This window comes from Staphylococcus schweitzeri, from assembly GCF_002902405.1.
In the GTDB taxonomy this organism is placed as follows: domain Bacteria; phylum Bacillota; class Bacilli; order Staphylococcales; family Staphylococcaceae; genus Staphylococcus; species Staphylococcus schweitzeri.
In genome coordinates this window covers 16,187-38,442 of the sequence record NZ_PPQS01000003.1, presented here as the reverse complement: position 1 = coordinate 38,442, position 22,256 = coordinate 16,187, and the positions used below count along the sequence as shown (strand labels likewise).

Sequence of the window (22,256 nt, the reverse complement as noted above, 5' to 3'; positions counted from 1 at the left end):
AGGGGTATATTATAACGATTAAACTCCTTTGTCAAATACCCCCACACGTATTTGACAAAGGTAGGTTCATTCTTTAATATAAAATTAAAATAAATAAAACGGAGGCTGGACATATGGCTTATAACAAACAAATGGTTAATCGAATTAAAAGAGTACAAGGACAATTAAATGGCGTTATAAAAATGATGGAGGAGGAAAAAAATTGTAAAGATGTGATTGGTCAACTAAGTGCTTCTAAAAGCTCTATTCAACGCTTAATGGGGATTATCATTAGTGAAAATTTGGTTGAATGTGTTAAACAGGCTGAAGCAAATAATGAAGATTCCCAAACTTTAATAAATGAAGCCGTAAATCTTCTAGTGAAAAGCAAATGATAGATGTAACAACTATTTTTGTAATGTTGACAATAGGTATGGTAGGAGGATTTATTTCTGGCTTAGTTGGTATAGGGGGCGCAATAATAATATATCCAGCTATATTATTACTCCCTTCACTGTTTGGCACTCATGAATATACCCCATACTTGGCTTCAGGGTTAACATCAAGTCAAGTATTTTTCAGTACGATGAGTGGTTCATTAAAAGCTTATAAAAAAGATGGATTTTCTAAAAAACTTGTTCTAAATATGGGTAGTGGTATGATTTTCGGAAGTATCTTGGGTGCGATTTTAGCTAACTTCTTCAATAGTGCATTTATAAACTTTGTATATATATTTATAGCGTTATTATCTTTAGTATTCATGTCTATTAATATTAAACCAACTTCAGAGCATGACAAATTCAACTCAACTCTAATAGTTATTGTAGGTATTGTCATTGGGATACTTTCTGGCATTGTTGGGGCTGGTGGTGCATTCATAATTATACCTGTGTTACTTGTGTTGTTTAAATTACCAATGGACACAGTTGTCGTGAATAGTATTGTGATAGCTTTTATGTCTTCAATAGGAACTTTTACTATTAAATTATTCCAAGGCTACATTCCTATAGAAAGTGCTATTTTTTTAATTATAAGTGGTGCAATTTTCGCACCACTTGGCTTGAAAGTAGGTAACAAAATTCCTGATGTTATACAAAAATGGATTGTCAGTACCTTAATCATTCTAGCAATTATACAACTTCTTTTTTAAACTTTAAAACGTACTTTTGATTCACCTAGTATATTTAAAAAAATTCATAATTAGCACGATAAACACCACAGGAGTGGGACGGAAATGATATTTTCGCAAAATTTATTTCGTCGTCCCACCCCAACTTGCACATTATTGTAAACTGACTTTTCGTCAGCTTCTATGTTGGGGCCCCGCCAACTTGCACATTATTGTAAGCTGACTTTTCGCCAGCTTCTATGTTGGGGCCCCGCCAACTTGCATTGCCTGTAAAATTTCTTTTCGAAATTCTCTGTGTTGAGGTCCCGCCCCGGCAATGTTGACTAAAAAACTTTGTTATTAGCGCAGTTTCATTCATGTTAGTTATCCCCTTTAAGGTAATCTAAAACAACTGTCCCTACAGCTTCTGCCGAAATAAGTAATGATTTTTCTGAAATGTTAAACTTAGGATGATGATGTGGGTAAATTTCACCATTTTCCACCGCTGCACCTGTATAAATAAAGGCACTTGGTCGTTCCTTAGCATAGTATGCAAAGTCTTCTGAAGGTGGTTGTGGTTCACACATTTCGACACCAAATTCAAGGTCTGATTCTTTTAACGTCTTAGCCACGTACTCAGTAAACTCTGGGTCATTATATAATGCAGGATAATCATCGTGATATTCTAATGTGCAAGTTACACCATACAATGCTTCTAATCCTTTTGATAAACGTTTAATTTCTTTTTCAATTGTTGCTTTTGTAGCATCTGTTAATCCACGTACATCACCTTCAATTTCAACAACATCTTTAATGACATTGAATTGACCTTTACCGTCAAATGAACCGATTGTGACAACACCGGTTTCAAATGGACTTAGTCGTCTAGATACAACTGTTTGTAACGCTGTGACGAAGTAGCTACCTGCAACAATGGCATCATTTGCCATATGTGGTGATGAACCATGGCCACCTTTACCTTGAACTTTCAATTTGAAAAATGCGCGTCCTGTTTGAACATAACCCGGTCTGTAATACACATTACCTGTTTCCATCGTGCTCATGACGTGCACACCTAATACATGATCAACACCGTCTAATACACCATTCTCAATCATTGCTTTAGCACCACCTGGTGGTACTTCTTCAGCTGGTTGATGTATCACAACGACTTTTCCTGTAAAAATATCTTTCATTTCAGCAAGCGTCTCTGCTAATACAAGCATGTAAGCTGTATGTGCATCGTGACCACAAGCATGCATAACACCTTTATTTTGTGATGCAAAAGTTAATCCTGTATCTTCAGTAATTGGTAATGCATCAAAGTCTGCACGGATTGCTAATGTTTTACCAGGTTTCCCTGAATCAATCGTTACTTTAATCCCACGTGGTCCGACATTCGTTTCTACTTCCACATCTTTACCTTTGTAAAATTCAGTGATGTATTTCGCCGTTTCATCCTCATGAAAAGATAATTCTGGATGCTGATGTAAATAGCGTCTGATCTCAATCATTTTGTCTTCTTTTGATTTTAAAGCTTCAATTAATTGTTGATTCATATCCTTCATCTCCTTAGTTACATCATAAATGATTTATCATTATTTATATTGCCAACAACAGAGATGTTAACCATTAATTTTTTGCACTTTTAACTTTGAATGTGAAAAATCACAAATTATGTAGAACATAATTTGTGATTTGTGATCATTTTATGAACTTGGGTAACGTTTTACTTCAATTAAGTGAATCCCATTTGTAATCATTTTAATATTTAATGCCAGCGTGTCCGTCACATCTATATCGTACACTTCTAATTTTGGAAAACTCATTCGATTAACGTAATCTATAGAGTCCTTGTCCATACCATGTATCGTATGATGTTTTCGCCAAAGATTAAATAATGCACCATTTTCTTTATCTAAGGTAAAATGTTTAATCTTATACATACCTTCTTCCAGGGCATTAATGTTCAAATGAATCATTTCCGTCGCACGCATATTCATTTGATTGTCCAACGCTAAGTACGGATTAAAATGCTTTGCATCATATAACAATATTTGAAAATTTGAATCAGTTCCCGTGACAACACAAGTATCATCAGAATACAAAATATTGCTTGTTAATTTATTAAATAGCAATGCCGTGAAATAGACCGGACGTTTTCCATTATATTGATGAAACAGTTCAATAGAATTCATATAATCCCGTTCATTTCTACAATGACTGACGTGCAAATCATAATTCAACCAATATCCTATACCTTCTACCTTTGAGCTTAACTTTAATAATTGCTCAATGATGATACCACCTCTAAAATATTCGCCGTTTGTAATAAATGTATCACCCGTCAATGTATTCCAATTGAGTAAAATGAGTGGCCGCTTTAGGTTATGACGATGTACTAAGTCGATAAGGTAATTCGTTTTATTAATAATCATTTGACTTGCGGTTTTAAATTCATCATCATTCATTTTATTAAAATCAACAGCATCATTTGAATTGGCATCAAATACAAAATGGTCGATGTGTGGCTCAAGTCGTTTCAACAATGGTAGACGTCTTTCCGTAGCTTGATCTAAGTGAATGTACAAGCCACCATTAGGAAATAATGCTTTAAAATAATCAATCATTTCAATCAAAGAAGTGTGCAATGTCGTCACATACAAGTTGAACTTCAAATCTTTTCTATGACTGACATGCAGGGCAACGTGATGGATAAATACTTTGAATGCATCGATATAATCACTTGAGTCATACTGATCCAAATGCATTGTCAAACTAAAGTTATAATCTAATAAAAAGTCTAAACACAAATCGATATCATAAAATATATTCGAAATTTCTGCATCATACGTGAATGGCGCATTTAGCTTTTTCATGATATATGGCATCACATCATATACTATTACTTCATTGACATGAAAATCATGATGACATGTAAGCAACTGTGATTGATACTGTGTATTGAGTAAATTCCTCAAATAGCCCACTTGAATAATATGATTAAATTGATTTAGTTGTTGATTAGTTGGTTGAAAGGTAATCTCTTTATAGTTCACCTTTTCAATATCTTCAATGAAATGATTCATTTCTTCAATGTAGTCATTTAAAAGCAATATCAATTCACGGTCGTGATAATCATGTTGTGCCGATTGCTGGTTTTCAGTGATTGCTGGACGATCACCTCGATATTGTTTAGGTGTTTGATGCGTAAAGTGTTTAAATGTTCTCGCAAAGCTCGCTGCACTTGAAAAGCCATTTTGCAATGCAATATCAGTAATCGTTTCATCTGTGTATGTCAAATCGAGTTTCGCATGCTCAATTCGCGTCGTATTTAAGAAATGCTGGAATCCTACACCTAGCGATTCTGCAAACTTTTTAGACAGATGGCTCTCTGACCACCCAACATATTCGCTTAATTCCGAAAGGCTTAAGTCTTCATGAAAATGTAACTCGATATAGTCGCATACTTGATTCACTTTATCATCATTTAAGATACTTTGGTTCGAATGATATGTACGCGGAACATAATGAATCATATGCATAAGCAACTGAATCACAAGTTGTTGCTCAGTCAATTTAGACAACTCATTATGTCGAATATGTGTTAAAACCAGTCTTGCCATTATATTTCTCAGTTGATGTATATTTTTTGTTGTGGTCGCATCTGTTAAGTGAAAATATAGACAATGCACATCATCAAACTTGTCTGCTAAATATTTCATTTGGAATTGGATATAACATATGATGCCATCTTGTTGAAGTTGAAATCGATACAAGTCGCGGTGGTTAATGATGAAAATGTCGCCACTGTTGCATTGCGTCATATTATTTTCATCATAAATATGTGCCTCACCTTTAATAACAAAACCAATCATTAAACCATTGAGCCTTTTGAAATCTGACATACTCTCAGTTTCTACTCGAATTAAATAATCACGTTGCATACTATCCCTCAATTCAGTAATATGAATACGTTTATTTTACATTATTTTGCGGGAACATATTTGAAATTCGTGTTGAATCGTGTGGGAGGCAATGAGGTTATTTATCCTCACTCGGTTCAAGATATAGACTATCGTTAATTTTGTTTGCTATTAAAAATAACCATCCTTTACGAATGGTTATGACTTCTTTTAATCATCTTTATATAGATTGTTTAGTTCGTTGTTGGTTTGAAAAAGTATATGACAATTCAACTAATTCATCATTTTTTTAAGCTCATTGCCTAATTTATCTAAGTCTTGCATAGCTTTATTAACCCAATCACCCTTAGCCACATTTTTAAAGTCATTCCGAAATGTATGACCATGATTAATCAACTGATTGATCAATTGCTTTTCAGATTTTTTCATTTTACTTTTATTTTCACGATGCTTTTCATCATGTTCAGGTGCGATGACTGTTGTGATTAGTCTTTTTTCCTGTCTTTTTTTCAAATCACCTACCATCCAACTATCTCCTAGTAAAGGATTAGACATACGAATAGATAACGGATCAGGGATTCCCATAAGCTACTTCGCCTCCCTTATTTTTTCAGATTGCTGTATATATTCTCTTCTTATTTCTTCTTTATAATCTTCTAACTTTAACTCTTTTTGTCTAATATAACTATTTGCTTCATAATCAAATTCTTCAACTAGTCGTCTCACCTTAGCATTGGACTCTTCACTATAGTTCATTTTATTCTTTAAATACAAAAATGCATCGTAACTTTGCTCATTTTCTCTTCTAAGGTGATATTTTAATTCATTAAGATTTTGCATTTCCCTATCAATGCGTTTCAACTCTATTTCATATGCATTTTCGAGGTCATCCATTTTTTTGTAGTCTTCAAATATCATATTAAATCACCTATTTGCCCTGCCAACTGTTGATCCTTAGCAACTATTTCATTAATACTTTTTTCTATTTTCTTTAAATACGAATTGTATTTCTTGGATAAGTCCGTAATTTTATTTAGTTTGTCTTTTATTTCATTATGTGGTTCACTAGCAAGTTTACTTTCATTAACCCCACCGTCATCTAATGCACTTACCTTTTCTGAATATGAAAGATGTTTACCCACAATATCACTAGCTTCTTGTGCATCTTTCCAATTTGCTTCAAATTTCTCATCCATCAGGTTAAACATATTTTTTAACTGCTGAAGTTCTTGGTCAACCATTTTACTTAGTCCTTCAGCTACCGAAAATGCCACCAAAGTTTCAAGCAATTTTTGTTGAGAAGACGAGAGGGCACCACCGTTCGTTTGCAGTAACTTCGATTTGATTTCATCTATTTTACCGAGTTTTTTCTCAGTATTTTTTTTCAAAGCCTTAAATGCTTTGTCATTTGCATCGCGATATCCTTTTACTAACATTAGTTCTTCGATTATTTCACGTTGTTCTTTTTCTCCTAAAAAATTCTCCATCGCATGGCCCTGACCATTGTTTATACGTAACACATCACCATAAGTTAAATGATCTGTATGCTTCACTAAATAGTCTAATCCATCCTTTTGAGTTATAACCTTAGTAATATCTCCATCATAATTATCCATTAACTCTTTTAAATATTTTTCATCTGGAAATGTCGTATTTCTAAACAATTGACCACCAAGTTTATTACGCAGGCTTTTTACTTCTAACGGAGCAGGATTGTATGCCACAACATTTTTTATGTTAAAACGAAGCCCAAGAAAGATAGCATCTCTCCCTCCTAAAGAATGACCAGTAACGGTATCTATTTCGTACTTTTTTTGTAAATTCTCAATAAACTGTTGTGTATTTGCAAAATGTTTTCCTTTATAATTGACCATTCCTACTCCAATGGCTAGATCCGCTACACCATCCTTCATAGTGCCTAGTACATCTTTCACATCTTGATTAGAGGGTGGGAATAATAACGGAGACATCGAACTAAGTGCTACTCTTTTAAGTTGATCGCCGTGAAAGTTTGTACCAGCCATTCCAACAGTAACTTTACCTGTATCTTTATTTAAAAATGCCGTTGCCGTGGTCCCCGTACTGGGGTCTGTATAACTATCTATATAGTCTAAGTTTTTAGGGAAATCCCCATCATTTTTCAAACTATTAATCTGCCCATTAATTTTTTCTTTTTCTAAACCATTATCATTTGCATTTTCAATTTCATAACTAATATTAGCTATTGCGCTAGTTGCTTCTGTATTACTAGTTATTTTTCCAGGATCGATTTTATACTCATTTTTAGTCACGATTATTCATCCTCACTCGGTTTAAAATGTAGGTTAGAAGTAAAGTATGTGTTTTCCCCTTTTTTCTCTACAAAAGTAAATTCAATTTTTTTGTATCCAACTGATGAACCTTTTAAGTTACCTGAACCTTTCAACAATAACTTTGGCGCTTTATTCGTTGGTATATTGTATCTTTTACGTAATTGTTTTACATTATAATCATCATTCGTTAATTGATATTTAGCTGAATAAATCGGCGCTTCTGGATTATATGAAATATCTCCATCTTTGTACTTCGACAAATCTTTAAAGTTACCATATTGAACAAAAAACTTAAAGTTTTCGATTTCTTTTTTTATGTTTTCATCTTTAATTTCTTTTGTTGGAATGATTTTATTATCGACCATTTTAACAGGATATTCTATTTGATTATCCTGAGGTCTTCCATCTTCATCCTTCTTTATCGCATTAACATAATAAAATCCTTTTGCACTCCTTGTATTTCTATTTAACTTCAAAACCATACCTTTTATATTTAATGCTTCTCCCTTTTTCTGAATTGCCATTTCAGAACTAATAGTCCACGTTCCTTTATCATTTTTATCAAATTCGTCATCACGATAACCTTCTTTATCGTACAAATCTTCTAGATTTTTAATCGGATACATACTCAATGTCTTCTCAAAACTTTTCTTAATTTCCTCTTCTTTACCCATACCACAACCCCCAATAAAAATTGTTAAAAATAGTGAACTAATACATAAAACTATTTTTTTAAAGTGCTTCACCGTATCACAACTTTCTTTTTTATATAATTTGTTTTTGTGAATTACATATATCCAACATTTTATAACACTTTTCACTTTAATATTATCAAAAATTATACAAGCAATCTATTAAATATAAAATATTGTTATTCATTTATGTTATTACTTATTTTGAAATAACACGAGTAGTAGATTAATTATAATTTGACTATTCTCAAATTATTTTTCCTAGATCAATTTTAGTCATGATTATTTATCCTCACTTGGTTCAAGATGTAAACTATCAGTAAAAAAAGTATTTTCCCCTTTTTTCTCCACAAAAGTAAATTCAACGTCTTTATATCCAACTGATGAACCTTTTAAGTCTCCCGAACCTTTCAACAACAGCTTTGGCGCTTTATTTGTTGGTATATCATATCTTTTACGTAATTGTTTTACATTATAATCATCATTGGTTAATTGATATTTTGCTGAATAACTTGGCACCTCTGGATTAAATGATATATCTCCATCTTTATATTTTTTTAAATCTTTGAAGTTGCCATATTGCGCGAAGAACTTAAAGTTTTCAATTTCATTTTTTATTTTTTCGTCTTTGATATCTTTAGTTGGAATGATTTTATTGTCTACCATTTTAACCGGATATTCTATTTTATTATCCTGAGGTCTACCATCTTCATCTTTCTTTACTGCATTAACATAGTAAAATCCTTTTGCACTTCTTGTATTTCTATTCATATATAAGACCATACCTTTAACTTTCAGAGCTTCACCCTTATTTTGAGTTGCCATTTCAGAACCAATAATCCATGTACCTTTATCATTTTTATCAAATTCGTCATCACGATAACCTTCTTTATCGTATAAATCTTCTAGATTTTTAATCGGATACATACTCAATGTCTTCTCAAAACTTTTCTTAATTTCCGCTTCTTTACCCATGCCACAACCAGCAACGATACTGATGATTAATATCAAAAAACTAATGTACAATACCAATTTGTTTAATCGTTTCATCATTTCACAATCCTATTTCTTTTTATTGTTTTTCTTGGATCGATTTCATAATTTGATCGAATCATGATTATTTATCCTCACTTGGATTAAAATGTAGCCCATCACTAAAATATATATTTTCCCCCTTTTTCTCTACGAAAGTAAATTCAATTTTTTTGTATCCAATTGATGAACCTTCTAAATTTCCTGTACCTTTCAACAACAGCTTCGGTGCTTTATTCGTCGGTATATCATATCTTTTACGTAATTGCTTTACATTATAATCATCATTAGTTAATTGATATTTAGCTGAGTAATTCGGTACCTCTGGATTATTTGAAATATCGCCATCTTTGTACTTAGACAAATCTTTAAAATTGCCATATTGCGCGAAGAACTTAAAATTTTCGATTTCTTTTTTTATGTTTTTATCTTTAATTTCTTTTGTTGGCATGATTTTATTATCGACCATTTTAACCGGATATCTTTTTTCGTTATCACGATGTATACTTTTATCCTCTCTTTCTATAACATCAACATAGTAATAACCATTTGTTGTTCTTGTATTTCTATTCATATATATAACCATGCCTTTTACATTCATATCTTTTCCCTTAGGTTGAATCGACATTGACGAACGAACAACCCATGTACCTTTATCATTTTTATCAAATTCGTCATCATGATAACCTTCTTTATCGTATAAATCTTCTAGATTTTTAATCGGATACATACTCAATGTCTTCTCAAAACTTTTCTTAATTTCCGCTTCTTTACCTATGCCACAACCAGCAGTGATACTAATGACTAAGAACAGAAAAATAATGCCTAACACTAATTTGTTTAATCGTTTCATCATCTTACAACTCTCTTCTTTTTAAAATGATTTACTTTTGAAAATTACATATTAATATCAATTTATAACACTTTTTCACTTTAATATTATCAAAAATTTCACAAACAATCTGTTCAATTTATAATATTGTTGAATTATTACTTATTTTCAAAATAAAAACGAGTATTGAAAATAATCAGAATCTAACTATTTTCATACTCGTCTTAATGTCATTATTTAATCCTTATTTATTACTATCTATAATTTCGCTTACGATATCATCATATCCAGTCCACGGATATCCTGCATAGTCAACAATCAGCCAACCCGTTCTAGCTTTCCCATTTGCTTTAATCGTTTTTGCAATTTCAGGATTTATATGCGACGCATAGTTATAAGTACTATTAAATGCGCTACCTCCAGACGCCACACTCAAGAAATTCACATATACATTGTCTTTGTTACTATCAGTTTTAGCTTTAGCCAATAAATTTTTAACAGCTTCAACTTTCTTATCGTAATAATCATTATACTCATCTTGTACCTGTAAATTTAAGTTACCATTATTAATTTTCGTTTCAAATGTCGCGTTGTCTGCCCATTGAATGCCTGACGTGTCAGCACCATAACCACTTTTTATGTATGTACCACCCATTCTATTGAATAGGACAATTTTACCTTTTGTCTCTTTTAAAGTAGGATTCGCGTTATTTCCTGTGTAAAAAAGATTCTGATACTGCGGGTTATTATAATAATATTCTCTAAAAACCTCTTCAAATGTCTTCGTAACTTTAGGGTCACTATCGTAGTCCTTTTTCATAGACATCACAATTGTTTCGTTTGGATAAGCACTCAAGTAATATTTAGCATCATCTAAAAATTTCCCTAGTTCATGATGCAGATAAACCATGCCGTGATGAACTGAAATCATATTATCAGCACTTGCTCTACCTCTAATATCAAAAAACCTGACTCCTGACTTCATTTGCGTAAGGTAATCTTTATCTTGAGTCTTTGCCCAAACCGATTTTACTGGATCCTTTAAAGTGAATGAGCCACTATCATGTGAGCCTGGCATATTAATCTCAGTTAAATGTTTGCTTTCATCAAGTTTACTCATCCAATTTTCCGGACTTTTACTCAACGAATCTGACGCATGTGCTGAATGATATAAACCACTCATCACTACTAAAATGATACTTAAAAACAAAGTCTTAATACACTTTTTCATAACATCAACTTCTTTCTATATTTAATGCATTAATTATACATCTTTTTTAAATAAAAATATGTGTAAAATTTTAAAACTTATTTAAACAATATTTAAGCGTATTAATTATAGAAATTAATGACGTATGATTCAAAACCATGTAATTTAACTTTATAGTTGTACGTAAAATTTAAGGAGCTAGCTTTATAATCGCCAGCTCCTTATCATTATTTTTTGTCTTCCATTGTGTAACATACGAGGCCAAATATAATGCCGCCTATACTCCAAACGATTAAATCACTTCTAGTATTTCCTAAGTCATCGACACCGTATATATCAGCTACAGTGCCTGCTGTCAGCGCCAATGATGTAAATAAAATTGCTACTAAAATTGATTTTAGTTTAACGAAATCCTTACTATTTTTCTTATTTTCTTTATCTTTGCCACGCCTAACATCATACACTTTCAAGAAACGTAGTCCAATTAGTGATTCAATTAAAATCAAAACGATGATGATTTGAGTGGTGATTGATAGTTTAGGCTCCAAAATGTGAATGAATATGTTAGAAATTACTAACGCAAGCAAAACGAGCATTGAATATGCATATAAAATGATAAATTTTGCCCCTTTTAATTCTTCAGTTGTTCCATTCTTGTCTTTTTGAGATCCACTTATTGCATTTAATATCCAGTTGTTAAATTTCTTCATTATTCAATTTTACTCCTTTTAAAATGTATAAATTGCTCGGTAATTAAGTATCACTTGATTAGCCTATAGAAATGCTGTCATTTCAAATTCCATTAATAACTTCACAAATTAAAACACTGTCGATAATAGTATGCTGCTTTCAGCATTTTTTAGACTACGCTTTTCCAATAATACCAAAAGCCATGTCACGTATAAATGCACACTGATTATTTATTGCTTCGTGTTCAAGATTTGATTTAAACTCATCTAGTGAAAAATCATCATTAATAACACCATGCGCTTTCATTCTTGGTAGCATCACATCTACAAGCCATGCTAAATCATTGTCCATTGACGTTTGAATCACTGCCTCTGCAAAATAATCTACAACATTCATTCCATTATTATGAAGCAAATTATATAAATTTTGACCGATATGAATATTGCCACCTTCTTGCTTCACTGTTTCCCAAATCCATTGAATTGCTGATTGGTGTAAAGATAGTGCATCTGCACCAACACCTGTATTAATAGCATCACTTTCTTGAAAACATAATATACCCTCAGGTTTTAAAATTGATTTCAAAATTTGTAAACACTTTTCAGCATCTGGTAAGTACATCAATACTCTTCTACCAACAATCGCATCAAAATGCCCCATAGTTTCTGGCAATTGGTATATATCAGAATATCGATATGATACATTGTTATATTGATTGTTTTCATTTGCAATTTTAAGTAATGATTCATTCACATCAACACCGACGACTTCACCATTCGCCCCCACACGTTTTGCAATTAATTGAGTGACCTCACCAGTCGCACAACCTATATCCAGTACACGCATACCTTCTTTAATTTGAGCTCTGTCTAATAGCTTTTCTATAAAATCATTTCTATTTTGCATGAAAATAACTCCCTCAAGAAACTTTTTTGTATGTTAATCTACATTTTTTTCTTTAAATATGGTTTCATAAAATGGTTTTGTCTGTATTCTTTGCATGTCACCAATTACATAAAATTCTTTTTTAGCTCTTGTCACTGCAACGTTTAACAAGTTTGGTTTTTCGCATGACCAGTTCACAGCACCATCTTGGGTATGATCAGTACCTATTACAAAATACACCTTCTGAGCCTCTTTACCTTGAAAAGTATGAACAGTACCAATGGATTTATCGACCCATTGATTAATTTTTGTACGTTCAATATCAATTCTAGTCGATAGTTGTTGCTTTAACATACGTTTAATCTGTTGCTGTACTGCTGAAAAAGGCGATATTACAAATGAGCTCGGTTCATTTTTACCTTCCTTAATTGCTTCAATCCAATCATCAGCTAGTAATTCCAATACTTTTTCGCCATGCTCTTTCACAAATTGTTTTTGTACTGAGTTTCCTTTAACGTCATACCAACCGGTCTTACCTACGTTTGTAATATTACTAGGTAGCACCATTTTATTATTATAAGCAATTTGATTAGCTATCGTGAACATAGGTTTTAAACATCGTCTGTGCACCCATAAAGGTATGCCTATCCATGTTTTTTGATTACTGTCAGTAGCATCAGATTTCCAAAAGCCATATTGATTAGCGTTGTCAGCAACAGACTGCACAGAAGCTTCTTTAGAAACTAGATACTCCGGAACATGATAATTTTTACGAATGTTATCAATTAAATGACTTTCTAAAGTAACAACAGGTTCAATTTGAATCGGATCACCTACGGCTACAACTTTTTTCGATCGAAATAATGCTCCCACCGCTGCTTGAGGTATTGCTTGTCCTGCTTCATCGATAAATAAGTAGTCTATAAAATCCTTTGGTATGCCCCCATACATAGATTTAAAGCTTGCAAACGTCGTACTTACAACTGGAAATATTAAATGCATAACATTCCATGCATTATATACTTTATCTGGATTTGCATCAATTAATTTTCTTCTATCTTTAAAATCATTAATCGCATAATAAATAGTCGTATTATTAGCAATCAATAATAATTTATGTAATATCATTGCTCTCAAAAAGAGCATGGCACGTCTGTACTGAAGCTCATCACTCGTCCATAAATTAGTTACTTGTCGATCATCATAATTGTTCTCACTCCAAAAATCTTTTTCTGGAATTTTAATTTTTGACTCAGCGCGATATGCTTCTAACTCTTGTAACTGAATGTTTAACTCGTCTAATTGCGACTGTAATTTAGCTAATTGTTTAATTACTATGTCTTTTTCTTTTAGTTTGCTAACAAGGTGTTCATGTTTAATTTTTTTACATTTTTCTAACTTTAACTGTTGTCCTAATAATTGTTGCTTCTCTGTATTATGTTTTTTATAACTTTCATCTTCTTCTGAATTAAAAATCGTCTTCAGTTTGTTAACAAACCCTTTGTTACTATCTCTGATGGATTTAATCAACTCATTTAAAGTTTCAAGTTGCTTAGTATTATAATTAATCCGATCATCCAAATCTTCAATTTCTTTATTGTCACAAGATATTTGAATTTCTAAATGATTTAATTTTTCCTTAACATTCATTTTTTCGCTATTTAGTTCATGTTCAAGCTTAGAGTATGACTCACAATTTTTATAAATATTATAAGCTTTAATAGATTCCTCTTTTAACATTTCTACATTCTTTAACTCATCTAAAAATGCACGTTGATGTAATTGCCATTCAGTCATTAACTCGTGATAACTCATACGATTATTCTCATTTTGCAATAATTTAGCAAAGCCAATATCATTCACATCCTGTTTTAACATATGATTCAATACTTTGTTAATATTAGTACTATTACCAAACACCCCAGAAAATAAGCCCCATGCACTTTCACCAATTAAATTTTCAGCAATTTGAGCAAAGTCTTTTAATTCATGTACTAGATTTGCATAATCTGTTTCATATTCCGGAAACTTACATTTTTCAGGTTTTCTTACGATTTCTTCAATTTTCGGTAAATCTTTAGATATATTTTCAACAGCACCATTATTACTAGACGCAACTACCATCTTATATTTGGCAATGGATTCCTTTAGTATATATACGTATTTATCATCCGTTTCATGAATTTTTGTTTTGACAAATGCATCTTTAGGATTATTTAGTTTGGCTAACTCTTTACCTCTTTCAACTACTAGATGAGCAAATATATCTTTTAATAAAGTAGTCTTACCTGTGCCTGGCGGACCATTAACTGAACTTATTCTTTCATTACCACTCGTAATTTGGTTTACAGCAAGTTGTTGCATTAAAGACAATCTAAACTCAGTCTGTGATGGCCAGCGTCCATCAGGCAAACGTGAAGGATGTAAAAATTTGTCGAACATTTCTTTATTTTCATCTACTTCTATGCGTTGACTTTCTTCTACACCCTCAATGTAATCAATTAAAGTTTGATTGGGAGATTTTCTTGCTTTCTCAATATCACTTATGAAGAAGCTATTAAATTCTGGCTGTGGTAAATCACTATCTTTCACATATTCTATTGCTACATAATGCGCAAACAATCCATCTTTCTTTGAATTTAATACAGAAAAATACTTATCATAAGCTTTGTCTATCTTCTTCAATTTAAATTCATTAATTGGTTCATCTGCTAAAATTTCTTTTACTTTTTGAACAAACTTTTCAACAGAATCATTAAATTTTTCTTCTATATTGGCATTTTTGTTCTTTTCAATTTCTTTTAATGCACTCATAATCATCGGAATATGTATAGAATCAACTATCACTTTACCGTGTTTATCTGTGTTAAATGTGTACCCATAACAATGTGTCCCATTTGGGTTATGAATATCTGAATAATCATCAAAAATATCCTGAATTTTCAAATTAATTTCGTTATATCGGAAGCAATGTCTGTAAAATTTAAATATAATTTCTCCCGCCTCTGATTTTTCTTCTGATACAATAAAACGTTCATCGTTCCATATTTCAAAATATTCATCAAAACTTTGAAGCTGTGCTTGCTTTGTACCATTTTTAAAATGTTCAGCTGAGAGTATATCTTCCGCTGTAAAATTCACTTCTCCTGGACTTAAAGATTCAATCAACAACCAAGCCGATAACGTATCATTTACCAATTGACTCATGAAATCCCACCTTGTTCCCTGTTTGTTTTTTACTTAATGCTATTTTAACAAATAATTTAATCATATTAGTGTTTTTTCAAAAATATTCATATATTATCAATACCTTATTTATTCAACAAATGTTTTTAAAATTCTTACTAATAAAATTAATCGATATGAACCATAATTCATTATCCAATAAATGACTATAAAAATTTCTTCTATTCCTTCATTACCAACTAAATTTGAACATCAAAAAAGAGCACTCCTGAATGAGCACTCCCTTAATTATCTTTCCGTTATATTTGTATTGTCGACGGTTTCGATTTCTTTATTTTTATTTGTAGCTTTTTTCGCAACAATTAGCAATGTTGAAAGTACTGCTAAAGCTAAATAAGCATAACCGCCCGCTTGTTTCATTACAAAACTACCGTAATAGTATCTTACGCCACCTTCGTCCATATAAATTTTCGTAGTGTGAACCAAAACTAGAGATAAGCCTAGACAAATTGACAAACCAATCGTAGTGTAAGCCATGTATTTTTTAAATGTCTGTTTTTTCTTTTTTTGCTTATAAAACGGTAGAAAACATAATCCATATGGCATTAAAAAAATGATACCTGCAATACCAAAGGTAAGTATGACAAGCCAAAAAAGAAACGCTGATACTATATAATATAGATAAAATTGAGAAATACCCGCGGTAACCAAGATTAGAAATAAAAAAGTAGTAGCGAATTTATATGTCTCACTTACTTTATTAACTTTGTTAAAAAAGTTATCAATTACTTTATTCTTTTTTGAAATATGTACTATACCTTCTATAATTGCCCAAATAATACCACCAATAACTAACAAAGCAAAAACTGGGATTACGAGACTAATTAACATATCGTTCACCTGCTTACCTCTATTTTCAAACAAATATGATTAATTCCAACAAATATGATTAATTCAAACAAAAATGATTAAATTGAATCATTCTAATTTTTGTAAAGTTACTTTTCAATTTATTATATATATTAACTCTATGATAACAAAATACTGTTTGTGTATAACAATAAATCGATAATATAAACTTGATACTTTTCAAAATAGTTGAGTATAGCAATTTATAATGCGTGTTGAGATGGCGTTATCATCAATATTTAGCAGTTGTTGTTACGCTTAAAGGATGGGAAAAACGAAGAAGTCATCCACTTTTTTAATTCTCTCTCCATGCCCACTTCACTTTTGCAAATCATTTTTTATGAGCTCAAATAAATAATTTAGATTTGTTACTTCGGCAAAGTGTGGAATTAAAACCATTTCCTTGGCACCCGGATATGGCGATACTAATGTATTGTCTTGAAGTTGATGACGTGCACTTTTAGTCGCCTTGATCAATAATCTATTATCATACAAACCACCTATAACCACACCATCATAATAAATAATATATTCTCCCATCATCTTTCTCGTTTTAACGGCATTTGAATTCACATGATTTAAAAATAATTCATTTACATCTTTCTCAGTCGCCATTGTAATCGCTCCTTCAGTAATTATGTTTAATCATATTCTTATTAATGAATCATTTAGAGTTTTTCTTAATTTTATCTATAATTATATGCATAGTTAAAATCAAACCTATGGAAAAGAAAGTAATGATAACAATGTTCAAAAATATCGTTATAAAATTATAATTTGGTAAGTACGCGAATAGTAGAAACATAGGTACTGCAAAAAATAAATCCCACCAACCTAAACCTTTTAAAGATTGTTTTAAATTTTCCATACTAAATATCACCTTTATAAATTTGTCTTTATTATAAGATAACGTAAAAATCACGGTATTGTAATATGTAGCTAAAGAAAATTCTGAATCATATTCATAAGTAGTGTATCATTAATAATGAACAATCTAATACGATAATCCTTGATTTGTATACTGATCAACTTACCACAACATTCATTTTAGACTACTCGTAGACTTCCCTTTCGGATGGTTGTACCAACTAAAATTCCTTTTGTATAAGTTCGTCTTTTGTGGTAATATCATCATGCATAAAAAATCGAGATACTAATTATAAAGAGGGTATAAATATATTATGAAGGAAAATTTTTGGAGTGAATTACCACGTCCATTTTTTATTTTGGCGCCAATGGAAGACGTTACAGATATCGTCTTTCGACACGTTGTAAGTGAAGCAGCTAGACCGGATGTGTTTTTCACTGAATTTACAAATACTGAGAGCTTTTGCCACCCTGAAGGCATACATAGTGTGCGCGGACGCTTAACTTTTAGTGAAGATGAACAGCCGATGGTTGCGCATATATGGGGAGATAAGCCAGAACAGTTCCGTGAAACGAGTATTCAATTAGCTAAAATGGGCTTTAAAGGCATTGACTTAAATATGGGATGTCCTGTAGCAAATGTTGCTAAAAAGGGTAAGGGTTCCGGCTTAATCTTAAGACCTGACGTCGCTGCCGAAATTATTCAAGCAACTAAAGCAGGCGGGCTTCCGGTAAGTGTTAAAACACGCCTTGGCTACTATGAAATCGATGAATGGAAAGATTGGTTGAAGCACGTCTTCGAACAAGATATTGCCAATTTATCTATTCATCTTCGTACACGTAAAGAAATGAGTAAAGTAGATGCACATTGGGAATTAATCGAAGCTATTAAAAATTTACGTGACGAAATTGCACCAAACACATTGTTAACAATTAACGGTGATATTCCCGATAGAAAAACAGGACTTGAACTTGCAGAAAAATATGGCATTGATGGCGTCATGATTGGTAGAGGCATTTTCCATAATCCATTCGCTTTTGAAAAAGAACCACGCGAACACACAAGCAAAGAACTATTAGATCTGTTAAGATTGCATTTATCATTGTTTAACAAATATGAAAAAGATGAAATACGACAATTCAAGAGCTTGCGTAGATTCTTTAAAATCTATGTGCGTGGCATAAGAGGCGCTAGCGAACTTCGCCATCAATTGATGAACACACAATCAATTGCAGAAGCACGAGCACTTCTAGATGAATTTGAAGCCCAAATGGACGAAGACGTTAAAATTGAATTATAGTATGAGTAATAAAGGTTGAGGAGGAATTTAATGTTCCTCCTTTTTTGTTTGTGTTAAAGACTTTTTGGTATAAACTAGGGTGATTTAAAGCTGAATATATTTATATATTACAAATATTTTGTCAAAACAATTTCATCTCTAATTACAATGCCATTTTCACCCATTTCAGGAATCGACGGTTTTATTTTCCTAGCTTCTGTTACAGCATCAAAAATAACGTCTGTAATTCTATATTTATTTTTTTGATAGAAATAGAGTGCCTTAATATTTTCATTTGTAGTAATAACACGGATACTTCTTTTACTCAAATCTGAGGCAATTATTTCAGCATAATTAAGTAAATGACTACCAATACCCTTGTTCTCTACAAAACTATCTAAAGAAATGATTTCAATGTACTCATCATAAACTTTATACGTTAGTAGCCCCATGATATCATTATTTTTATAGGCAACAATACATGGCAACTCAGACAAAATGTAACTACCTGTTGAGACTACCATTTTATTATCGAAATTTTTTTCACTCAACAAGATAGATAAAATAGTATTACTCATTTTGTTGTAAGATTTATATTCCAAAATAAGTCACTTCTCTCTGTTAATAATCTTTCCTATGCTTATTAAACTTTTTCCATGTAGTTTAGACAACTGATGAAAAGATAAACTGACATTTTGTCTGCCCATATGGCTGTATGGTATCAACAAATGTTTCTACTTCATCCATATTTTCCAACCGAACCTTAAATACAAAACATGCCTCTCCTGATACACGATAACAAAACTCAACATTATCTTGTTTTGAAATAAATTCTTTAAAATCTTTGTATCTATTATTCTTTATAGTTAACTCAATTAATATTTCTACATCGTAACCTAATTCCTTATAATCTATGTTAATTGTATAACCTTTTATAATACCTTGATCTTCAAGTTTATTTACCCTTTCTCTTACAGCTGGAGCAGATAAGTTCACTTGTTTACTTAATTCATTAATAGTAATTCTACTATTATTTAACAAAACGTTGATTATTTTTTCATTTATTAAGTCATTCAAAGAAAATCCTCTCTTTTCAAAGTATTTAATGATATAAACTTTCAAAATCTTATTTCCATACAATTTTATCATGTATATCATTAAGATAGGAGATGAGGATATGACATTATTAGAATACAGTAATTTTGGAAACACACCATTTGAAAAACTATTAGGACATAATAAAAACTTATTAAAATACTGGAATAATTTATCTGATTTTTTAAGTAGCGATGGGGTAATAAGTAAAGAATTAAAAGAGGAATTAAGAAGGTTACTGGCCCAGCAAAACGGATGTCAATATTGCAAAGCAAAAGGTAGTCCTACAAATAAATTTCTAAACGAAAAATCTCTACTTTGTATTGGTTTTGTTGAAGTTTATTTAAAATCTAAACAAAGCATACCCGAATCAAGTATAAGTTTATTAAAAGAAACGATGACAGATGAAGAAATCATTGAGTTAATTACATTCGTATTATTTACTACTGCACAGCAACATTTAGGAGCAATATTAAGGCTATCTGAATAAAAAATGGATTTTTGGGTAATCACACTTTTTAATTACTTTGAAATATTTTAGTTACGAATATTTTTTGGTAAGAGCATTTATATGTTTTTTTATTTGAGCAATTATTATTTAATAAGCAACTTTTCAAGATACTTTAATGCTTCTTGAAAAGTTGCTCTATATTTCATTATTTAAAAGCGATTTTACGAATAAGTTCATTCGTAATTTCTTTCTTATTATTAATTGCATGAAGAATTTGTATTTGCTGTTCTCGTGTAACATACATACCTTCAAGTGAAAGGTTTTTAGCGATTTGTTTATTAATCTTTGAATCAATAGTTATCATGTTATCGTCTCCTATATATCACTATTATATCGTTTATCACTTAACAGGGCTATTTATGTCTTACCTAATAATCTTATTTAAAAATTGGTCATACAACTTTAAAATTAACTTTCACAAATTGCAATTACTGTTATACGACTAATCACTTTTAAGACTTACGTATCTATTTCGCTAATAAACTTTTGAAAATGATGATTTAACAATGCACACTTTTGATTGTTTAAACATGTCTATTTTAAAATTATTTTTAGATATAAATGCGAATTTTGAAGTTGCTACTCTTTAAGGTTTACTAAAATAAAAGTTGATATAAAGAAACTTGAACATGAGAACAAATAAAACTAAATTTATGACAATCTTAAACCTCTAAAAAACAACATTTTGAAACCACTAATCATAATTAATATCTTTATAATTTTAAATCTTTAATATTATTTTAGTAAAAATATATCATTAACTATCCCATTCAACTGTTTTTTAATAATAGTAAAATCACAGTTCAAATCTAATGTCTTAATAATGATTTGACTACCACTCATATACTCACGTTTTATAAAATCATGAGCTTCCAAATTAGAATTTAACCATATATTGGAAATTTTTTCTATTGATTCATAATCTAAATTGTCTAATTTCTTTATCACTATATTCAACTCTTATTTAAACCATTTCAAAACATTATTAAACCTTAATCAATCATACCTGACTTAATCCATTCATCAAATTCTGTAAATACAATATTTCCATGGTAATATGTACCGTTTTGGTAATCATGATTTTTTTCCCACCAATTTTTTGAATTTTCATTCTCTTCAACATCAATATAATTAGTGTAAAAAGTTCCTGACATTACAATGGGACAAATGCCCTCTTTATTACCAAGATCTGCTAAATTTGACGCTGTTGTTACTGCTTTTCCAATCCATACAAAATCATTTATACCTGAACTCTTTCTACCTGCCTTCACTGCCAAATTTTTATCTGCAGCCAAACCAATACCTGCTTTGATATTTGGAAGATTTCTTTTATCTAATAATTTATTCAACATTTTTAAATAGGTATTAATGTAAACTGCACGTTGGTAGACATCATATATTTCTTCTTTGCTAGCAGTTGAATATACAGCAAATACGCAATCTCCCCTAATACCAATTTCTTTCAATTCATTATCTTGAGTATCCTTTTGTAAAATCTCTATAACTTCAGACGTAAAGCCTCTAATCACCTTGGCAACATCTACTTCACTATTTTCTGTGAATAATTTAGTAGAATTTCTTAAATCTATAAAAATTGCACTAAGCCAAGCTTTATAACCATTCTCATATGTAAAATTATCATTATTAGGGAATCTTTTCACTTCATTTATAAAATTAGTATTCTCTAAGATTTCTTCAACTTTTTTCTTTCTTGACTTGTAATCATAGCCTCTTATTTTCAT

The 22,256-nt window shown here is 31.1% G+C and carries 24 protein-coding genes; 4 read left to right on the top strand and 20 right to left on the bottom strand.

The genetic code is table 11. From position 1 onward, the window contains the following. The first annotated feature begins 113 nt into the window (after window positions 1–113). Complete coding sequence (gene cstR, locus CD116_RS00875; RefSeq protein WP_047424377.1) at window positions 114–374, top strand: persulfide-sensing transcriptional repressor CstR; 261 nt, start codon at window positions 114–116, stop codon at window positions 372–374. Continuing rightward, window positions 371–1,129, top strand: a complete 759-nt coding sequence (locus tag CD116_RS00870; RefSeq protein ID WP_047548369.1) for a sulfite exporter TauE/SafE family protein — start codon at window positions 371–373, stop codon at window positions 1,127–1,129. The genes cstR and CD116_RS00870 overlap by 4 nt, the downstream gene beginning before the upstream one ends. A 338-nt stretch (window positions 1,130–1,467) precedes the next feature. Here the strand turns inward: CD116_RS00870 and CD116_RS00855 are convergent, their stop codons facing one another. The 15 genes from CD116_RS00855 to CD116_RS00785 all read right to left on the bottom strand — a co-directional run bounded on the left by CD116_RS00855 (window position 1,468) and on the right by CD116_RS00785 (window position 17,629). Next, window positions 1,468–2,646: a M20 family metallopeptidase gene (locus tag CD116_RS00855; protein ID WP_047548366.1), complete on the bottom strand. Its 1,179-nt coding sequence runs from the start codon at window positions 2,644–2,646 to the stop codon at window positions 1,468–1,470. 150 nt (window positions 2,647–2,796) lie between these two features. Next, window positions 2,797–5,034, bottom strand: coding sequence for a transcriptional regulator AryK (gene aryK, locus CD116_RS00850; protein WP_047548363.1), 2,238 nt, complete (start codon window positions 5,032–5,034; stop codon window positions 2,797–2,799). Between the two features lie 252 nt (window positions 5,035–5,286). Beyond that, window positions 5,287–5,598: a hypothetical protein gene (locus CD116_RS00845; RefSeq protein WP_047448589.1), complete on the bottom strand. Its 312-nt coding sequence runs from the start codon at window positions 5,596–5,598 to the stop codon at window positions 5,287–5,289. A 3-nt stretch (window positions 5,599–5,601) separates the two neighbouring features. After that, the gene (locus CD116_RS00840) at window positions 5,602–5,928 is read right to left on the bottom strand and encodes a hypothetical protein (protein WP_047548468.1); all 327 of its coding nucleotides are present in this window, start codon (window positions 5,926–5,928) and stop codon (window positions 5,602–5,604) included. Then, window positions 5,928–7,304: a YqiA/YcfP family alpha/beta fold hydrolase gene (locus CD116_RS00835; RefSeq protein ID WP_047548360.1), complete on the bottom strand. Its 1,377-nt coding sequence runs from the start codon at window positions 7,302–7,304 to the stop codon at window positions 5,928–5,930. The genes CD116_RS00840 and CD116_RS00835 overlap by 1 nt, the downstream gene beginning before the upstream one ends. A gap of 2 nt (window positions 7,305–7,306) precedes the next feature. Continuing rightward, window positions 7,307–8,071, bottom strand: coding sequence for a tandem-type lipoprotein (locus CD116_RS00830; RefSeq protein WP_047548357.1), 765 nt, complete (start codon window positions 8,069–8,071; stop codon window positions 7,307–7,309). Window positions 8,072–8,299: 228 nt separating this feature from the next. Further along, window positions 8,300–9,070, bottom strand: a complete 771-nt coding sequence (locus tag CD116_RS00825) for a tandem-type lipoprotein (protein WP_047548354.1) — start codon at window positions 9,068–9,070, stop codon at window positions 8,300–8,302. A gap of 64 nt (window positions 9,071–9,134) precedes the next feature. Further along, window positions 9,135–9,905, bottom strand: coding sequence for a tandem-type lipoprotein (locus CD116_RS00820; RefSeq protein WP_047548352.1), 771 nt, complete (start codon window positions 9,903–9,905; stop codon window positions 9,135–9,137). 220 nt (window positions 9,906–10,125) lie between these two features. Beyond that, window positions 10,126–11,112 carry a phosphatidylinositol-specific phospholipase C gene (locus tag CD116_RS00815; protein WP_047548349.1) on the bottom strand — a complete coding sequence of 329 codons (987 nt, stop codon included), beginning with the start codon at window positions 11,110–11,112 and terminating at the stop codon, window positions 10,126–10,128. A 206-nt stretch (window positions 11,113–11,318) separates the two neighbouring features. Continuing rightward, window positions 11,319–11,801, bottom strand: a complete 483-nt coding sequence (locus CD116_RS00810) for a hypothetical protein (RefSeq protein WP_047548345.1) — start codon at window positions 11,799–11,801, stop codon at window positions 11,319–11,321. Window positions 11,802–11,955: 154 nt separating this feature from the next. Beyond that, complete coding sequence (locus CD116_RS00805) at window positions 11,956–12,687, bottom strand: methyltransferase domain-containing protein (protein ID WP_047548342.1); 732 nt, start codon at window positions 12,685–12,687, stop codon at window positions 11,956–11,958. A gap of 33 nt (window positions 12,688–12,720) precedes the next feature. Next, entirely contained in the window at window positions 12,721–15,873 is a 3,153-nt protein-coding gene (locus CD116_RS00800) for a DEAD/DEAH box helicase (protein WP_047548339.1), read from the bottom strand. 267 nt (window positions 15,874–16,140) lie between these two features. Continuing rightward, the gene (locus CD116_RS00795; RefSeq protein WP_047548336.1) at window positions 16,141–16,743 is read right to left on the bottom strand and encodes a hypothetical protein; all 603 of its coding nucleotides are present in this window, start codon (window positions 16,741–16,743) and stop codon (window positions 16,141–16,143) included. Window positions 16,744–17,079: 336 nt separating this feature from the next. Beyond that, window positions 17,080–17,376, bottom strand: coding sequence for a TfoX/Sxy family protein (locus CD116_RS00790; protein WP_047548333.1), 297 nt, complete (start codon window positions 17,374–17,376; stop codon window positions 17,080–17,082). Window positions 17,377–17,425: 49 nt separating this feature from the next. Continuing rightward, window positions 17,426–17,629, bottom strand: coding sequence for a DUF6007 family protein (locus tag CD116_RS00785; protein WP_047548330.1), 204 nt, complete (start codon window positions 17,627–17,629; stop codon window positions 17,426–17,428). A gap of 313 nt (window positions 17,630–17,942) precedes the next feature. Here CD116_RS00785 and CD116_RS00780 point away from each other — a divergent pair, with 313 nt between their 5' ends. Then, window positions 17,943–18,929 (top strand): tRNA dihydrouridine synthase, encoded by a 987-nt coding sequence (locus tag CD116_RS00780; RefSeq protein ID WP_000662031.1) that lies wholly within the window; start codon window positions 17,943–17,945, stop codon window positions 18,927–18,929. A 107-nt stretch (window positions 18,930–19,036) separates the two neighbouring features. On the opposite strand, the gene CD116_RS00775 is transcribed toward CD116_RS00780, so the two are convergent. Together CD116_RS00775 and CD116_RS00765 are read right to left on the bottom strand one after the other, a co-directional pair. Next, window positions 19,037–19,510, bottom strand: a complete 474-nt coding sequence (locus CD116_RS00775) for a GNAT family N-acetyltransferase (protein ID WP_047548327.1) — start codon at window positions 19,508–19,510, stop codon at window positions 19,037–19,039. A gap of 61 nt (window positions 19,511–19,571) precedes the next feature. Beyond that, entirely contained in the window at window positions 19,572–19,985 is a 414-nt protein-coding gene (locus CD116_RS00765; protein ID WP_000998780.1) for an Lrp/AsnC family transcriptional regulator, read from the bottom strand. Between the two features lie 100 nt (window positions 19,986–20,085). On the opposite strand from CD116_RS00765, the gene CD116_RS00760 reads away from it, so the two are divergent. Further along, a complete protein-coding gene (locus CD116_RS00760; protein WP_047548324.1) occupies window positions 20,086–20,493 on the top strand; it encodes a carboxymuconolactone decarboxylase family protein in 408 nt (135 codons plus the stop codon). Between the two features lie 166 nt (window positions 20,494–20,659). On the opposite strand, the gene CD116_RS13690 is transcribed toward CD116_RS00760, so the two are convergent. The 3 genes from CD116_RS13690 to CD116_RS00750 all read right to left on the bottom strand — a co-directional run bounded on the left by CD116_RS13690 (window position 20,660) and on the right by CD116_RS00750 (window position 22,256). Beyond that, window positions 20,660–20,818, bottom strand: a complete 159-nt coding sequence (locus CD116_RS13690; protein WP_000628288.1) for a hypothetical protein — start codon at window positions 20,816–20,818, stop codon at window positions 20,660–20,662. Window positions 20,819–21,249: 431 nt separating this feature from the next. Next, a complete protein-coding gene (locus CD116_RS00755; protein WP_000592131.1) occupies window positions 21,250–21,462 on the bottom strand; it encodes a hypothetical protein in 213 nt (70 codons plus the stop codon). A 44-nt stretch (window positions 21,463–21,506) separates the two neighbouring features. Continuing rightward, window positions 21,507–22,256, bottom strand: a complete 750-nt coding sequence (locus CD116_RS00750; protein WP_047548321.1) for an adenylate/guanylate cyclase domain-containing protein — start codon at window positions 22,254–22,256, stop codon at window positions 21,507–21,509.

What these genes read in the sequence shown, in the direction of transcription:
- cstR (WP_047424377.1), top strand. Translation starts at nt 114, where the DNA reads ATGGCTTATAACAAACAAATGGTTAATCGAATTAAAAGAGTACAAGGA.
- CD116_RS00870 (WP_047548369.1), top strand. Translation starts at nt 371, where the DNA reads ATGATAGATGTAACAACTATTTTTGTAATGTTGACAATAGGTATGGTA.
- CD116_RS00855 (WP_047548366.1), bottom strand. Translation starts at nt 2,646, where the DNA reads ATGAATCAACAATTAATTGAAGCTTTAAAATCAAAAGAAGACAAAATG.
- aryK (WP_047548363.1), bottom strand. Translation starts at nt 5,034, where the DNA reads ATGCAACGTGATTATTTAATTCGAGTAGAAACTGAGAGTATGTCAGAT.
- CD116_RS00845 (WP_047448589.1), bottom strand. Translation starts at nt 5,598, where the DNA reads ATGGGAATCCCTGATCCGTTATCTATTCGTATGTCTAATCCTTTACTA.
- CD116_RS00825 (WP_047548354.1), bottom strand. Translation starts at nt 9,070, where the DNA reads ATGATGAAACGATTAAACAAATTGGTATTGTACATTAGTTTTTTGATA.
- CD116_RS00820 (WP_047548352.1), bottom strand. Translation starts at nt 9,905, where the DNA reads ATGATGAAACGATTAAACAAATTAGTGTTAGGCATTATTTTTCTGTTC.
- CD116_RS00815 (WP_047548349.1), bottom strand. Translation starts at nt 11,112, where the DNA reads ATGAAAAAGTGTATTAAGACTTTGTTTTTAAGTATCATTTTAGTAGTG.
- CD116_RS00810 (WP_047548345.1), bottom strand. Translation starts at nt 11,801, where the DNA reads ATGAAGAAATTTAACAACTGGATATTAAATGCAATAAGTGGATCTCAA.
- CD116_RS00805 (WP_047548342.1), bottom strand. Translation starts at nt 12,687, where the DNA reads ATGCAAAATAGAAATGATTTTATAGAAAAGCTATTAGACAGAGCTCAA.
- CD116_RS00800 (WP_047548339.1), bottom strand. Translation starts at nt 15,873, where the DNA reads ATGAGTCAATTGGTAAATGATACGTTATCGGCTTGGTTGTTGATTGAA.
- CD116_RS00795 (WP_047548336.1), bottom strand. Translation starts at nt 16,743, where the DNA reads ATGTTAATTAGTCTCGTAATCCCAGTTTTTGCTTTGTTAGTTATTGGT.
- CD116_RS00790 (WP_047548333.1), bottom strand. Translation starts at nt 17,376, where the DNA reads ATGGCGACTGAGAAAGATGTAAATGAATTATTTTTAAATCATGTGAAT.
- CD116_RS00785 (WP_047548330.1), bottom strand. Translation starts at nt 17,629, where the DNA reads ATGGAAAATTTAAAACAATCTTTAAAAGGTTTAGGTTGGTGGGATTTA.
- CD116_RS00780 (WP_000662031.1), top strand. Translation starts at nt 17,943, where the DNA reads ATGAAGGAAAATTTTTGGAGTGAATTACCACGTCCATTTTTTATTTTG.
- CD116_RS00760 (WP_047548324.1), top strand. Translation starts at nt 20,086, where the DNA reads ATGACATTATTAGAATACAGTAATTTTGGAAACACACCATTTGAAAAA.
- CD116_RS13690 (WP_000628288.1), bottom strand. Translation starts at nt 20,818, where the DNA reads ATGATAACTATTGATTCAAAGATTAATAAACAAATCGCTAAAAACCTT.
- CD116_RS00750 (WP_047548321.1), bottom strand. Translation starts at nt 22,256, where the DNA reads ATGAAAATAAGAGGCTATGATTACAAGTCAAGAAAGAAAAAAGTTGAA.